The sequence below is a fragment of the Photobacterium angustum genome, from assembly GCF_002954615.1.
In the GTDB taxonomy this organism is placed as follows: Bacteria; Pseudomonadota; Gammaproteobacteria; order Enterobacterales; family Vibrionaceae; genus Photobacterium; species Photobacterium angustum_A.
The window spans coordinates 1,648,986-1,661,466 of record NZ_MSCJ01000001.1; the positions used below are offsets into that span (position 1 = coordinate 1,648,986).

Below are 12,481 nucleotides of genomic sequence, written 5' to 3' on the forward strand. Positions count from 1 at the left end.
TCTACCTTCTACAACGTTATATATATCATCCTTACACGCTTCAACTTTATTGGATTAATGGAGCCTTTGTTCGACTTATTCACTGAATTTTAACTACAAAAAAACCCGCTCAAAGCGGGTTTTTATTACATCGTAATTGTGTTTAAACTTAGAAGTAGAAACGAGTACCGAATACGATATTAGTTAGGCTGTTCTTAGCTTGCTCGCTTGAGTAAGAATCACCAGAGAAGATCTTATCAGTTGCGATGCTGTAGTTAACTTCAGAAGTGATAGCAACGTTAGGGTTAATAAAGTATTTAACACCAGCAGAGAACTTAGCATTTGCGCCCCAGTTGCTGTCAGAACCTTCGTTGCTTAGAGATAGACCGCCAACTTCAGCAGCAGCACCTACGTAAGGAACCCAGTTAGTAGAGTTCACGAAGTTGTACTCTGTGAATACACCTAGCTGACCGCTAAGTTCGTCATTAGCGTCTTGAGCACGAACAGTCGCAGTACCACCTACTTCCCAGTTATCTTTAACGAAAGTACCGTAAGTACCGTTAATATCAGCGTGCCAACCACTACCTAGTTTAGCGTTACCTTGTACACCGATTTCTTGAGTACCAGCTGGTAGTTGAACGGCTGCTTGTGCTGCTACAGGAGCTAATACAGATAGTGCCACTAGAAGGCTTAGTGCATTCTTTTTCATTGTTTTTCCTAAATGTTTTTACTTTTTAAACAAGTTACCTACTTAAATGAAATCCATTTACAACGTTACGTTATTTAAATAGAGAAGTAACAATCCGTATACGACAACTTGTATCCATAAATCAGTGGCGACAAAATTAGCACGCAGTTTCATGCATGTTAAATGAAACAACTTAATTAATTTTCAAATGAACACCATTCACAATTTATAAGTAAAAAGGTTTAATTTTTCAGTAGATGACAAAAAAAGCGAATAAAAAAACAACAAAACGGTAAATAAAAAAGCATTATGAAAAATAAAATAAAAATAAAATTCACAAAAAACAAAACATTGTGAATATTATTTATTTATCGTCCAAATAATCACCACTAAAACTCAAGTAAGAACATTTTATCAGTATGTTTTTTGTTCTTTATCTTTATCACGTAGGACACTTCATCTATTTTTCATTAACCAACCCGCTAAGTTAAATCGAATACTGACAGCAACTTTTCTCTATTAATAAGATAACAAGATCGCTTAAACACATATCAATAATGACAATACTTCCAGTTATTATGATTCAACAGTCGCAAATACACTTCATTGAAAAGCGAAATGTTAACACTAGAAGAATATGTGTAGCTTAATCTATAGATACAAAAACGGAGCCAATGTGGCTCCGTTTAATAAAGATAGTGCAATAAGCCTATTTAGCACTTAGCACTCTGGCAGGTTGCAAACTACTTGCCCGACGAGCTGGATACCAAGTAGCTACAAGGCTGAGTATAATTGCTGTTATAGATACAATTAACACGTCTTTATAAGCTAACTGAGTTGGTAGGAAATCAATAAAATAAATATCTCCCGATAAGAACCGGTGACCAATTATCTTTTCTATTACTCGAACTATATGAGTTAAGTTAACAGCTAATAAACAACCAAATATTGACCCCATCACGCTACCTAACACACCAGATAATACGCCATGCCAAATAAAGATGGATTTCACTAAGCGATCACTTGCACCCATGGTTCTTAATATCGCGATATCAGAAGCTCGATCTTTCACAGCCATCATCAAAGTTGAAACGATGTTGAAACACGCAACCCCGATAACCAATACCATGACTAAATACATAATCGTACGAACTAACTGAATATCACGGTACATGTAGCCGTATTGTTGTGTCCAACTTTTCAGATAAACATAGACGGGAAGCGTATTACCCACCTCTTTAACAATACGCTGCGCTTCTAGGACTTTGTCTACATTAATTTGAATACCAGAGACACCTTGCCCCATATCCATGTACTTTTGTGCATCAGCCAATGGCACTATCGCCAGTTTATGATCAATTTCTCCCCCAAGCGCTAAAATACCTGACACTTGTAATCGAATTCGATGAGGAGCCCGAAGCTGGGTCATTTCGGGGTCAGCATTAGGGATCATTGCGGTTAACCAATCCCCCACTTTCACGTTAAGACTTTTCGCAACACCTTGACCTAAAATGACTTCTTTTTTACCTGCGGTAAATTTGCTCCACGCATCATTTAAAACATAGCGCGGTAATTCACTTACTTTAAGTTGCTCTTGAGGATTAACACCTCGAACACCGACAGCTTTTAGCTTTGTGCCTTTTTCAAGTAATGCTGTAAATTCAACATAAGGCGCAGCCGCTGTCACATCTGGATGTTTTTCTATTTGTTTAACTAACGGTTGCCAATTATTTAAAGGAGGCTCTACCGCCTGTAATTCACCTTGTGGGATCACAGATAACACACGGCTTTGTAGTTCACGTTCAAAACCATTCATTGCTGACAAGCCAACAATGATCACCGCAACACCGACGGCAATACCTAACATGGATGACATTGAAATAAATGACACCATTCGGTTACGTTTTTTCGAACGATTAAAACGACTACCTATATATAGAGAAAGAGGGCGAAACATTAAGCCTCCACAACGACTTGAGATAACACGCCATCTTGCATATGCATACAACGGTCGAGCTTTGCCGCTAATGCACTATCATGGGTAACGACTAAAAATGCGGTACCTGATTCTGCATTTAATTTACGCATCAAGTCATAAATTTCTAATGCTGTTTTATGATCAAGATTACCCGTAGGTTCATCAGCTAAAACAATAGAAGGATTGTTTACCAAAGCACGCGCAATGGCGACACGTTGGCGTTCACCACCACTCAATTCTGAAGGGCGGTGCTCATAACGATGACTAAGACCCACTAAAGACAGCATATCTTGTGCACATGTCCGCGCTTGACTTACACTTTTACCACCAATTAACAACGGCATAGCGACATTTTCAACGGCAGTGAAGTCTGCAAGTAAGTGGTGAAACTGGTATACAAAGCCAATTTCTTGATTACGAATTTTCGCTTGTTTGTTCGCACTTAAAATATCTAAGCGCTGCCCTTTAAAGAACACTTCCCCATCAGTAGGTTCATCTAATGCCCCTAAAATGTGCAACAGTGTACTTTTTCCTGAGCCAGATGATCCTACGATAGCAACCAACTCATTGTCAGCAATTTCTAAATCAACTTGCTTTAAAACTTCAGTCTCAAACTGCCCTTCTTTATAGGTTTTACAAAGTTGGTGACAAGATAACAACGCATTATTCATAACGAAGAGCCTCAGCAGGACGGACAGCGGCCGCACGATAAGAAGGAAAAACAGTCGCTAATAAACTCAAGCTTATAGCGCCTAAAATAACAAACATAATTTGCATCGGTTCAATCAAGGTTGGTAATGTGCCACCGATCGATGCTAAATCAACACCCAACACAGAGATAATGGTATTGAGATAATGCGCGACTAACGCGCCGAGCAAACCACCTAATAATGCACCGATAACACCACTACTTGCACCTTGAACAATAAAAATCGTCAAGACTTGGCGGTGAGTCATACCTTGGGTTTTTAATATTGCAACTTCTGATTGTTTCTCCATCACCACCATCACTAAAGCAGAAATGATGTTAAAAGCCGCCACACCAATGATCAAACCAAGCATCAAGCCCATCATATTCTTTTCCATTTTTACAGCTTGGAAAAGTTCACCGCGCTGCTCGCGCCAATCAGACCACGTCCAATCATTAGGTAATTTCAATTTAGCTAATTCAGGAACAACGAATGGATCATCAAGGTATAAACGCCAACCTGTCATTTGATCCTGCTTATAGCGTAACAAACGTCCTGCATCTGAAATATTGGTGTATACCAATTGTTTATCAACATCAGAGCCAGTGTCATAAATACCTGAAACTTCAAACTTTCGTTGGCTCGGCATACGACCAATTGGCGTAAATTGACTTGCACTGGTCACCATTAAACGAATTTTATCGCCAGGTTGAACACCTAGTTCAACGGCCAACGCTTGGCCAATAACAACTTTAAAACTTCCAGGAGTAAGATCACTTAAGCGCCCCACCATCATATGACGTGAGATGGGATCATATTGATTAGGTTCAATACCAATCATCGTGCCAGCGGAAATTGAGTTTGCGCTTTGAATAATCGCTTCACCGCGTGTGATCGCCGTTACATCTGTCACATGTGGCAATTTTTTTAACACTTCAGGTGCGTTTTCTGATAACGGTACTCGTCCATCTGCGCTCGATACGACGGCTTGCGGTAGAACACCTAAAATTCGACCTTTTAGCTGATCTTCAAAGCCGTTCATCACAGACATAACGGTAATTAACGCTATTACACCAATAGTAATACCGGCTGTAGACATATAAGAGACAAAGCGACTAAAACGATCGCCTGATCGACCACGTAAATAACGTAAGCCAATAAAAAAAGAAACTGGATGAAACATAGGATTGAGAAACCACTCCTTTATTAGGTTGGTAAAGAATACTCGTTCACATCATCAATTACCATCCGACATGGTAAATGTAATGTAAATTCAGTGACTAAATGATAAACACTTACGCCGCTTTTCTTGCTCTAGTATGATTGCTAAGTAATAATCAGTTCAATTAAATCAAGCTTTATATGCTGTGGCTGTAAGTTATGACATCCGCTCCTATTATTAGTTTGAAATAGGATTTATTCACAGTGAGTGCGTTATGACACAACAAGATGAGTATTTTTCAGTCCAGCTAGGGCTTACTATTAACGTTGAACGTTTATCATCTAATGAAAGCGTACCTGACGAACAAGATTTCAATGCCGAAATTCCGCCTTTATTTCGTATTGCCAGCGAGTGTTCGACGTTAGAAGATAATGCCGATCGTTTATTCGCCAGTTTCAATAAAAATGAAACACAAGCATTAACGGATTACCTTGCAGCACAAAACAGTAAAATTAATCTATTACTGTCTTATGTCTTATCGCAGCAAGATGATCCTACCTATCGTTTTACTACCTTAACTTTTGGCGCAAGTAACCTTAGTTTTACCAGTTCATCTTCCTATCAGGTTGGCACTAATGTTAGAGTGAAACTGTTTTTAGATTACCCAGCCGCTGCTATTTTTTGCTACGCTGAAGTCACCGAAAGTATTGCTAGCGATGAGCAATTTATCATTAAATTGCGTTATACCCGTTTGCTTGAAGATGATCGAGATTTGCTGATCCGCGCCGCTTTATATAGCCAGCAAAAACTTTTACGCCAACGTGCTCAACAACGACAATTAAATAATAACGATGAATAATAAACACTTACTTTCTATACCCTTACCTAGTAAGGCTGGGGATAACCGTTATATCGGTAATATCAAGGGTGCAGCCCTTGCACTGTCTTTTGCAGAAGTTGCAGCATCACACAAAGGCCCTGTTCTTGCAGTGGTTCCTGATACCCAAACAGCCTTAAAACTTCAGCCAGAAATCACGCAATTTTGCGATGTTGAGGTGAACGTTTTTCCAGATTGGGAAACCCTGCCTTATGATAATTTCTCTCCACACCAAGATATTATTTCTGAACGTTTAGCGCGTTTATACAAAATGCCAAGCCAAAAATCTGGCATTATTCTGGTTCCGATCAGTACCTTACTTCAGCGTCAAACCCCAAGAGAATTCATCCACCAGCATGCTTTAATCGTAAAAGCTGGCGATCGAATGTCACTTGAAAAACTGCGCTTACAGCTTGAAGTATCTGGTTATCGCCATGTCGATCAAGTGATGGAGCATGGCGAGTATGCCAGCCGAGGCTCGCTGCTTGATTTGTTCCCAATGGGTAGTCAATCTCCTTATCGTATCGATTTTTTTGACGATGAAGTCGACTCTATTCGTCAATTTGATCCAGATAACCAACGTTCTACCGGTGAAATTGATAGTATCGATTTATTACCTGCGCATGAGTTCCCAACTGATGATATCGCAGTAGAAAACTTCCGCATGCGCTGGCGTGAACGTTTTGAAGCTCGTCGTGAACCAGAATCTATTTATCAACAAGTCAGCAAACGCACATGGCCTGCAGGTATTGAATACTGGCAACCACTGTTTTTTGATAAAACAGAAACCTTATTTGATTACTTACCTGACACGTCTTTACTTATCACGTTAGGTGATTTAGAGCCTGCCGTTGATAGCTTTTTAGCCGATGCTGAATACCGTTACGATCAACGTCGTGTTGATCCATTACGTCCTTTACTTGAACCTAAAGAACTATGGCTAACAAAAGATGAAATGTTCACAGGCTTTAAGAACCTGCCTCGCGTTCGTATTCAGTCTGAGCCTGTCGATAGCCAAAAAGCTGGCCGTTTTAATCCTGAATTAAAACCCGTACCAAACATCACAATTAATCATCAACTTAAAGAGCCGTTTGCTGAACTAAGACGCTTTGATGAGCAATTCCAAGGCAAAGTCATTTTCTCTGTTGCCTCTGAAGGCCGTCGAGAAGCACTGCTAGATCTATTAGCACGGATCAAAGTTCGTCCATTGGTTTGTAAAACCTTAGATGAAGCCCTTGATAACCCGACTAAACATAGCCTTGTTATCGGCTCGGCTGAAAATGGCTTTATTCTTGATGATCCTGCTGTTGCGTTCTTGTGTGAAAGTGACTTACTTGGTGAACGTATTGTTCAACGTCGTCGCCGCGACGATAAAAAAACCACGGTCAATGCCGATACGATCATCCGTAACCTTGCTGAACTGCAAGTGGGGCAACCTGTCGTTCACATTGATCACGGCATAGGACGTTACCAAGGTTTACAAACCCTTGAAGCGGGCGGTATTAAAACCGAGTATGTGACACTTGAATATCAAGGTGGCGCTAAACTCTATGTTCCTGTTGCATCACTACATTTAATTAGCAGTTACTCTGGTGGCGCTGAAGATACCGCACCTATTCATAAATTAGGTGGTGAAACATGGTCTAAAGCTCGCCGAAAAGCTGCAGAGAAAGTACGTGATGTGGCGGCTGAATTACTGGATGTTTACGCTAAACGTGAATTAAAACCAGGCGTTAAATTTACCCTAGATCGTGAGGCGTACGCTGAATTCAGCGCAGGTTTCCCATATGAAGAAACCTACGATCAAGCCTTAGCAATTAACGCAGTTCTGTCTGATATGTGTCAAACCAAGGTTATGGATCGCCTTGTTTGTGGTGATGTGGGCTTTGGTAAAACGGAAGTCGCCATGCGTGCTGCATTTGTGGCCGTTGATAATAACAAACAGGTTACAGTGTTAGTGCCAACTACCCTATTGGCACAACAACACTTTGAAAACTTCCGTGACCGTTTTGCAAATACGCCAGTGCGTGTCGAGGTATTATCTCGATTTAAAACAGCAAAAGAGCAAAAACAAATTTTAGCGGATGTCGAAGAAGGTAAAATCGACATCTTAATTGGTACTCATAAGCTACTAAACAGCAGTGTGAACTACCATGATTTAGGCTTATTGATTGTCGATGAAGAGCACCGTTTTGGTGTTCGTCAGAAAGAGAAAATCAAAGCGATTCGTGCCAATGTCGATATCTTAACCTTAACGGCAACACCGATTCCTCGTACATTAAACATGGCAATGAGTGGGATGCGCGATCTTTCGATTATCGCCACGCCACCGGCTCGTCGTTTAGCGATCAAAACATTTGTTCGCCAATCCGATGATGCCGTTATTCGTGAAGCAGTGCTACGTGAAATCAGCCGTGGTGGTCAGGTTTACTTCCTGCATAACGAAGTCGATAGCATTGAAAAAACGACCGAAGATTTAGCAAAATTGATCCCTGAAGCCCGTATTACCTTTGCTCACGGGCAAATGCGCGAGCGTGAACTCGAAAAGATCATGGGCGATTTTTACCACCAGCGTTTTAATGTACTAGTGTGTACCACTATTATTGAAACTGGTATCGATGTCCCTACTGCTAATACCATTATTATGGATCGTGCAGATAATCTTGGCTTGGCTCAGTTACACCAATTACGTGGTCGTGTTGGTCGTTCTCACCACCAAGCTTATGCTTATCTATTAACACCACATCCAAAGCGTATGACGAAAGATGCGGTGAAACGCCTTGAAGCCATTTCTTCTCTTGAAGATCTTGGTGCAGGCTTTACGTTAGCAACCCATGATTTAGAGATTCGTGGTGCTGGTGAATTACTTGGTGACGAACAGAGTGGTCAAATTCAGTCGGTTGGCTTTAGCCTCTTTATGGAAATGTTAGAACAAGCCGTTGAAGCCCTAAAAGAAGGTAAAGAGCCTTCGTTAGATGATCTACTTAAACAGCAAACAGAAGTTGAGTTACGTATTCCAGCATTACTACCTGATGACTACATCCCTGATATTAATACCCGTTTATCACTTTACAAGCGCATCGCAAGTACTAGTGATGACAACGAGATAAACGAAATTAAAGTCGAGCTAATTGACCGATTTGGCTTATTACCAGAAGCGGCATCGAACTTACTGACAGTAAACAGTGTCAAACTTAAAGCAGCAACGCTTGGTATTAAGAAAATCGAGAACGGTGAAAAAGGCGGCTATTTCGAATTTGATCAAAATGCAGCAATCAATCCAACCTTCCTTGTTGGTTTACTGCAAACCCAGCCAAATATTTTCAGAATGGAAGGCCCAACAAAACTGAAAATAATTGCTGAGCAAAGTGATCGTAAAAAGCGAATTAAGTTCCTTGAAGATCTTCTTGAACAATTTCGTCAGCACATGGTGTAAGTAAACCATCCTCTAAAGTACTGACCGAGCAAGGTCAGTACTTTATATTTACATACTTCCCCAATTTCGGCAGGATAGCTATGAAACTTGATTTCGAAATCTCTACTCCTCGGCTCATTCTTCGCCCATTTAAAAATGCTGATCTCAATGATTTTCTCGCAGCCGTACATGACTCAGTTAATGAACTCAGTCCATGGCTTGAATGGTGTGATAATAGCTTTGATCAACATGATGCCCATGAATGGATCAGTGCAAGTCGACTCAGCTGGCAAACCGATTTTAGCTATGAATTTGCCATCTTTAGTCGCTTTGATGATGCGTTTATTGGGACAGTTTCTCTTAGTGCGATTATTCCTATGACCAATAGTGCAAACTTAGGCTATTGGATAAAAACAGGTTGTCATCGACAAGGGTTTGCGACTGAAGCGAATATTGCAGCCGTACAATTTGCTTTTCAAATGTTGGGTTTAACGCGCTTAGAAATCATTACGCATATCGATAATTATGCAAGCCAAAAAACAGCAAAAGCGTGCAATGCTAAATTTGAATGTGAAGCGCGTAATCGCATTTATTATCATAATAAACCGCTTGATGGTCTTGTTTATTCGCTAGTACCAAGCGATTTATTCACTTAAATTAAAAAGCTGCATTTAAGATACACTTTATTATCACACATCAACATTTCCTTTATGTCCTTCACTTATGCTGTATTCGTAAACAATCTTGAAGGACAACTCCCCGATGAATACATATCACGCTCACGATATCCTTAATTTACTGATCGAATCTCAACAGCCGTACACAATAGAAACATTGAAAGTAAAAATTGCGAATAGCTACGGCGCTGATGCGACGTTTTACACCTGTAAGTTAAAAGATTTAACGATTGAACAATTGTTAGAATTTTTTGTTGCTAAGAACAAAGTGACAATTACAGATGGCATCGTTACGACTAACATTGCCAATATGTGTCACCATTAAACGATTAAGCACAACATTCTTTACAGTTTCATGCTGTTAGAAAAACGACACAGTGGTAAGATGCAAGAAATTCATTTGTAAGGAAACTATTGTGTCCAAAATTGTTATTGCCGTTATTGTTGCCGTATTACTCGCTTTCTTCCTTTATCGTTCATACAACAATAAGCAAGTTGCTGCTGAAAACATCAAACAAGGTGAAGCTTTTCTTGCGGAAAATAAATTAAAAGAAGGCGTACAAACGACGCCTTCTGGTCTGCAATACCTTGTTTTACAAAAAGGAACAGGGACTGAACACCCTAAAGCGACAGATAGCGTAACAGTGCATTACCACGGTACTTTAATTAATGGCACTGTGTTTGATAGCTCAGTCGATCGTGGTGAAAAAATTTCATTTCCACTTAACCGTGTGATCAAAGGTTGGACGGAAGGCTTACAACATATGGTTGTTGGTGAAAAAATGCGTTTCTTCATTCCAGCTAATCTAGCTTATGGTAATAACGGTGCAGGTAGCATTCCACCTGGCTCAGTGCTCATTTTTGATGTTGAGTTATTTAAAATCAACTAATAGAAAACAGATATAAACAAAAACGCCAGCAAAAATGCTGGCGTTTTTTATGTCACTATTTAAACCACTATCACTAACTTAGTGCAGCTTTAAACTTGGGCGAAGTACACGGTTTATACGGCTTACTAACATAATAAGTCCTGTTTTAAACATGCCATGTAGCGCCATTTGGTGCATACGGTATAGTGAGATATACACCATACGTGCTATGCGCCCTTCTACCATCATTGAACCTTTTGATAAGTTACCCATTAGGCTGCCAACAGTTGAGAAACGGCTTAGTGATACTAATGAGCCATGATCGCTATACACATACGGTTTCTGTTCACGATCTGTGATTTTCGCAACAATGTTTGAGAAACAGCGACTTGCCATTTGGTGTGCCGCTTGCGCACGAGGTGGAACAAATGAACCATCTTCCTGCACACAAGATGCCAAATCACCAATCACATAAATATTATCATCACGGGTCGTTTGTAGCGTTGGTTTAACTACTAACTGATTAATACGGTTCGTTTCAAGCCCTGCAATATCTTTCATGAAATCAGGTGCTTTGATACCGGCAGCCCATACCATGATTTGTGCTGGAATATGATCGCCATCTTTTGTGGTTAAGCCTGTTTCATCAGCCTTAGTTACCATAGTACCAGTACGTACGGTTACACCCAGCTTAGTTAACTCGTTATGCGCCGCTTGAGAAATACGCGGAGGTAGTGCAGGAAGAATACGATCGCCAGCTTCAACTAGGTTTACGTTTAGACGAGAGCTATCTAAGTCACCAAAACCATAGTTATGTAACTCTTGTACTGCATTGTGAAGCTCTGCTGATAATTCAACACCAGTAGCGCCAGCACCAACAATTGCGATATCAACTGTCTTTTGATCTTTGTTTCCATGTAACTTCATGAATTGGTTGTTCATTTCAGTACGGAAACGGTGTGCTTGCTCTGGGCTATCAAGGAAAATACAGTGGTCACGCACACCCGGAGTATTAAAGTCATTCGATGTAGAACCAATCGCTAACACAAGAATATCGTATTCCAATGTACGCTCAGGTACTAACAGCTCGTTTTGCTTATCAAATAATGCAGCAAGTGTGATCGTTTTATTTTCACGATCTATCGTTTCTAACGAGCCCATTTGAAAATCAAAGTGGTGGTTTTTCGCATGTGCTCGATAGCTAATAGCGTCAACACCTGCATCTAATGAACCTGTTGCTACTTCGTGTAGTAATGGTTTCCATAAGTGGCTTGCACGTCGATCCACTAAAGTAACTTCTGCGCGGCCTTTACGACCAAGGGTACGTCCAAGCTTTGTCGCAAGCTCTAAACCACCAGCACCGCCTCCAACAACAATAATTCGAGTCAAAATCACTTCCTCTCTAATCTTATAAATTTTTTAAAACGACAAATACCTCATTGCATAGCAGACTGTTTTTTGTGGTCTGTTTTGCACGCAAACTGCTAGGCAAAAAGGGATCTGAAGCCAGTAAAGCCACATATGTGTAGGTAGACGGATCTATGATCCGTCTAAAGTGTAGGAGGTAGTATGTTTCGTTATTATTGCGCTTTAAACGCTTTTATTTTTTGTAGATGTTGCGAGATCTTTTTAAACTTATGTGTTTCATTTTCGTCCCACACTATATCATAAAATTGATCTAGCTCATCTTTTGTAGCTTGATTATCTAATACTTCGTCATTAGTTGAAAGTATGCAAAGACAATTACCTGCATTTTTTTTACGAAAATCTTCAACGCATTTCGTCATAATGTCAGTATATTCTTCTGGACGATCAATGCGTCCTTCCATATTTTTTTCCGGATGAAGGTTTGGGTTAAAAATGACTTGTTTAATACCACATAAGAAACCAATTCTTTCGGCCCAATAGCCCCCTAACCCAACCCCACAGATCAGTGGCGTTGTATCTTTATTCTCGTCTACTAACTTATGAACTTCTTTTAGTAAATGCTGCATATCATGCTTTGGATGCAGGGTACTGTAATTTACAAAGCGGATATCAGAATCGATAAACTGTAACTGTAATACCTTTTCATGATTACCAGGGCTTGTTGAATCAAAGCCATGTAGATAAATAATCATATCAATTCCCTCTCGCTAAAGTTTAAA

11 protein-coding genes are annotated in these 12,481 nt (G+C 40.1%); 5 read left to right on the forward strand and 6 right to left on the reverse strand.

What is annotated here, in order from left to right; genetic code table 11:
• Positions 1 to 148: 148 nt before the first annotated feature.
• The 4 genes from BTO08_RS07195 to lolC form a co-directional block, all read right to left on the reverse strand.
• Positions 149 to 688: an outer membrane beta-barrel protein gene (locus BTO08_RS07195; protein ID WP_005367125.1), complete on the reverse strand. Its 540-nt coding sequence runs from the start codon at positions 686 to 688 to the stop codon at positions 149 to 151.
• Between the two features lie 688 nt (positions 689 to 1,376).
• On the reverse strand, positions 1,377 to 2,624 hold the full coding sequence (gene lolE, locus BTO08_RS07200; RefSeq protein ID WP_105060474.1) for a lipoprotein-releasing ABC transporter permease subunit LolE: 1,248 nt from the start codon (positions 2,622 to 2,624) through the stop codon (positions 1,377 to 1,379).
• Positions 2,624 to 3,316, reverse strand: a complete 693-nt coding sequence (lolD, locus tag BTO08_RS07205; RefSeq protein WP_105060475.1) for a lipoprotein-releasing ABC transporter ATP-binding protein LolD — start codon at positions 3,314 to 3,316, stop codon at positions 2,624 to 2,626. Before lolD ends, lolE begins: the two co-directional genes overlap by 1 nt.
• Positions 3,309 to 4,517 (reverse strand): lipoprotein-releasing ABC transporter permease subunit LolC, encoded by a 1,209-nt coding sequence (gene lolC / locus BTO08_RS07210; RefSeq protein ID WP_105060476.1) that lies wholly within the window; start codon positions 4,515 to 4,517, stop codon positions 3,309 to 3,311. Before lolC ends, lolD begins: the two co-directional genes overlap by 8 nt.
• A 253-nt stretch (positions 4,518 to 4,770) precedes the next feature.
• Here lolC and BTO08_RS07215 point away from each other — a divergent pair, with 253 nt between their 5' ends.
• The 5 genes from BTO08_RS07215 (at position 4,771) to BTO08_RS07235 (ending at position 10,355) form a co-directional block, all read left to right on the forward strand.
• Positions 4,771 to 5,355 (forward strand): PilZ domain-containing protein, encoded by a 585-nt coding sequence (locus BTO08_RS07215; protein WP_105060477.1) that lies wholly within the window; start codon positions 4,771 to 4,773, stop codon positions 5,353 to 5,355.
• Complete coding sequence (gene mfd / locus BTO08_RS07220) at positions 5,348 to 8,809, forward strand: transcription-repair coupling factor (RefSeq protein WP_105060478.1); 3,462 nt, start codon at positions 5,348 to 5,350, stop codon at positions 8,807 to 8,809. Before BTO08_RS07215 ends, mfd begins: the two co-directional genes overlap by 8 nt.
• 80 nt (positions 8,810 to 8,889) lie before the next feature.
• A complete protein-coding gene (locus BTO08_RS07225; protein WP_005367115.1) occupies positions 8,890 to 9,444 on the forward strand; it encodes a GNAT family N-acetyltransferase in 555 nt (184 codons plus the stop codon).
• A 106-nt stretch (positions 9,445 to 9,550) separates the two neighbouring features.
• A complete protein-coding gene (locus BTO08_RS07230; RefSeq protein ID WP_105060479.1) occupies positions 9,551 to 9,790 on the forward strand; it encodes a YecH family metal-binding protein in 240 nt (79 codons plus the stop codon).
• 91 nt (positions 9,791 to 9,881) lie between these two features.
• Positions 9,882 to 10,355, forward strand: coding sequence for an FKBP-type peptidyl-prolyl cis-trans isomerase (locus BTO08_RS07235; protein ID WP_005367112.1), 474 nt, complete (start codon positions 9,882 to 9,884; stop codon positions 10,353 to 10,355).
• 78 nt (positions 10,356 to 10,433) lie between these two features.
• On the opposite strand, the gene BTO08_RS07240 is transcribed toward BTO08_RS07235, so the two are convergent.
• Both BTO08_RS07240 and ycfP read right to left on the reverse strand, forming a co-directional pair.
• Entirely contained in the window at positions 10,434 to 11,723 is a 1,290-nt protein-coding gene (locus tag BTO08_RS07240) for an NAD(P)/FAD-dependent oxidoreductase (RefSeq protein ID WP_105060480.1), read from the reverse strand.
• Between the two features lie 191 nt (positions 11,724 to 11,914).
• Positions 11,915 to 12,454: an alpha/beta hydrolase YcfP gene (ycfP, locus tag BTO08_RS07245; protein ID WP_105060481.1), complete on the reverse strand. Its 540-nt coding sequence runs from the start codon at positions 12,452 to 12,454 to the stop codon at positions 11,915 to 11,917.
• Between the last annotated feature and the right edge of the window lie 27 nt (positions 12,455 to 12,481).

What these genes read in the sequence shown, in the direction of transcription:
- BTO08_RS07195 (WP_005367125.1), bottom strand. Translation starts at nt 688, where the DNA reads ATGAAAAAGAATGCACTAAGCCTTCTAGTGGCACTATCTGTATTAGCT.
- lolE (WP_105060474.1), bottom strand. Translation starts at nt 2,624, where the DNA reads ATGTTTCGCCCTCTTTCTCTATATATAGGTAGTCGTTTTAATCGTTCG.
- lolD (WP_105060475.1), bottom strand. Translation starts at nt 3,316, where the DNA reads ATGAATAATGCGTTGTTATCTTGTCACCAACTTTGTAAAACCTATAAA.
- lolC (WP_105060476.1), bottom strand. Translation starts at nt 4,517, where the DNA reads ATGTTTCATCCAGTTTCTTTTTTTATTGGCTTACGTTATTTACGTGGT.
- BTO08_RS07215 (WP_105060477.1), top strand. Translation starts at nt 4,771, where the DNA reads ATGACACAACAAGATGAGTATTTTTCAGTCCAGCTAGGGCTTACTATT.
- mfd (WP_105060478.1), top strand. Translation starts at nt 5,348, where the DNA reads ATGAATAATAAACACTTACTTTCTATACCCTTACCTAGTAAGGCTGGG.
- BTO08_RS07225 (WP_005367115.1), top strand. Translation starts at nt 8,890, where the DNA reads ATGAAACTTGATTTCGAAATCTCTACTCCTCGGCTCATTCTTCGCCCA.
- BTO08_RS07230 (WP_105060479.1), top strand. Translation starts at nt 9,551, where the DNA reads ATGAATACATATCACGCTCACGATATCCTTAATTTACTGATCGAATCT.
- ycfP (WP_105060481.1), bottom strand. Translation starts at nt 12,454, where the DNA reads ATGATTATTTATCTACATGGCTTTGATTCAACAAGCCCTGGTAATCAT.